This is a genomic window from Azohydromonas sediminis, from assembly GCF_003574675.1.
Taxonomy (GTDB): Bacteria; Pseudomonadota; Gammaproteobacteria; order Burkholderiales; family Burkholderiaceae_C; genus Calidifontimicrobium; species Calidifontimicrobium sediminis.
In genome coordinates this window covers 1-2382 of sequence record NZ_QOAZ01000075.1, presented here as the reverse complement: position 1 = coordinate 2382, position 2382 = coordinate 1, and the positions used below count along the sequence as shown (strand labels likewise).

Sequence of the window (2382 nt, the reverse complement as noted above, 5' to 3'; positions counted from 1 at the left end):
AGCGACAGCATCCGCACCGCGAGCACCGAGATCGCCGGCGGCAACGCCGACCTGAGCGCGCGCACCGAGCAGACCGCCTCCAACCTGCAGCAGGCCGCCTCCTCGATGGAGCAGCTCACCGGCACCGTCGCCCACAGCGCCGACGCCGCCGCGCAGGCCAACCAGCTCGCCTCGTCGGCCGCACAGGTCGCGCGCCGCGGCGGCGAAGTCGTCGGACAGGTCGTCTCGACGATGGACGAAATCAACGCCAGCTCCAAGAAGATCGCCGACATCATCGGCGTCATCGACGGCATCGCGTTCCAGACCAACATCCTCGCGCTCAACGCCGCCGTCGAAGCCGCCCGCGCCGGCGAGCAGGGCCGCGGCTTCGCCGTCGTCGCCGGCGAGGTGCGCAGCCTCGCGCAGCGCAGCGCCGAAGCCGCCAAGGAGATCAAGGCGCTGATTGGCACCAGCGTCGACAAGGTCGAGACCGGCTCCAAGCTCGTCGCCGACGCCGGCGCGACGATGAACGAGATCGTCGCTTCGGTGCAGCGCGTCAGCGACATCATCGGCGAGATCAGCGCCGCCGCGCGCGAACAGAGCTCGGGCCTCGGTCAGGTCAACGCCGCCGTCGCCGACCTCGACCGCATGACGCAGCAAAACGCCGCCCTCGTCGAGCAAAGCGCCGCCGCCGCCGAGAGCCTGAAGGAGCAGGCCAAGCGCCTGGCCGACGTGGTGGCCACGTTCAAGCTCGGGGCGACCGCGGTGCCGGCCGTCGCGCCGACGGCCGCACCCGCGGTGATGAAAGCGCCCGCCGTCGCCACCCGACAGCCCGCGTCCGAACCCAAGACCGCACCGGCCATCACGCCGGCGGCGCCTGCCCTCAAGCCGGCGGCGCCGGCACCGAAGACGACCGCATCGAGCGACGCCAAGCGCACCGCCCCGCCGGCCGACACGCCAGCGGCCAAGCCCGTGCCAGTGGCCGCCACGGCCGACACCGACGACGACTGGCAGACCTTCTGAGTCTGCCGCCCACTGCGTTCACCGAGGAAGTCCGATGGAGAACAAAACCACTGCCCTCTTCACGCACGACGACCGTATCGTGCTGATCGCCATCGCCGCCGTGTGGGTCGGCGCCTTCGCGTACGCCGCGGTCAATGGCGGCCTGGGCCTCGTCGCCGTCGTCGGGCTGGCGCTGCTGGCACTCGGCGGCTTCGTCGCGATGCGTTCGCGCAGCGGCACCGACAGCCAGGTCGTGCTGCCGTTCGCCGGCATGGCGATGGTCGCGCTGCTGATCCACGCCGCGCGCGGCCACGCCGAGGCGCACTTCGCCGTCTTCGCGTTCCTCGCGGTGATGATCGTCTACCGGCGCGCACTGCCGATCCTGGTCGGTGCCGGCACGATCGCGGTGCACCACCTGACGTTCAACTACTTCCAGCAGTGGGGCTGGGGGCCGATGTGCTTCACCGAGCCGAGCCTGATGATCGTCATCGAGCACGCGCTGTACGTGATCGCCGAGTCGGCGGTCCTGCTGATGCTCGCGGCGCGCGCGCGCGCCGACTTCCGCACCGCCGAGACGCTGGCGACGGTGGCCGAAAAGATGGTTGCCGCCGACGGCAGCGTGAGTTTCGAGGTCACGCGCATGCACAGCCACGATCCGGTGACGGCCAAGCTGCTCGGCGCGCTGCGTCACGTCGAGCAGTCGATCGCGCAGGTGCGTCAGGCCGCCGACTCGATCGGCACCGCGTCGACCGAGATCGCCGGCGGCAACGCCGACCTGAGCGCGCGCACCGAGCAGACCGCCTCCAACCTGCAGCAGGCCGCCTCCTCGATGGAGCAGCTCACCGGCACCGTCGCCCACAGCGCCGACGCCGCCGCGCAGGCCAACCAGCTCGCGTCGTCGGCCGCACAGGTCGCGCGCCGCGGCGGCGAAGTCGTCGGACAGGTCGTCTCGACGATGGACGAAATCAACGCCAGCTCCAAGAAGATCGCCGACATCATCGGCGTCATCGACGGCATCGCGTTCCAGACCAACATCCTCGCGCTCAACGCCGCCGTCGAAGCCGCCCGCGCCGGCGAGCAGGGCCGCGGCTTCGCCGTCGTCGCCGGCGAGGTGCGCAGCCTCGCGCAGCGCAGCGCCGAAGCCGCCAAGGAGATCAAGGCGCTGATTGGCACCAGCGTCGACAAGGTCGAGACCGGCTCCAAGCTCGTCGCCGACGCCGGCGCGACGATGAACGAGATCGTCGCTTCGGTGCAGCGCGTCAGCGACATCATCGGCGAGATCAGCGCCGCCGCGCGCGAACAGAGCTCGGGCCTCGGTCAGGTCAACGCCGCCGTCGCCGACCTCGACCGCATGACGCAGCAAAACGCCGCCCTCGTCGAGCAAAGCGCCGCCGCCGCCGA

At 71.1% G+C, this 2382-nt stretch carries 2 protein-coding genes; both read left to right on the top strand.

Features of this window, described 5'->3' with window-relative positions; all coding sequences use genetic code 11:
* A partial coding sequence (locus DRV96_RS17630) for a methyl-accepting chemotaxis protein (RefSeq protein ID WP_235823468.1) occupies positions 1 to 1002 on the top strand: 1002 nt, incomplete at its 5' end.
* A 34-nt stretch (positions 1003 to 1036) separates the two neighbouring features.
* Positions 1037 to 2382 (top strand): methyl-accepting chemotaxis protein (locus DRV96_RS18785; protein ID WP_119293579.1); only part of this gene is annotated, 1346 nt, incomplete at its 3' end.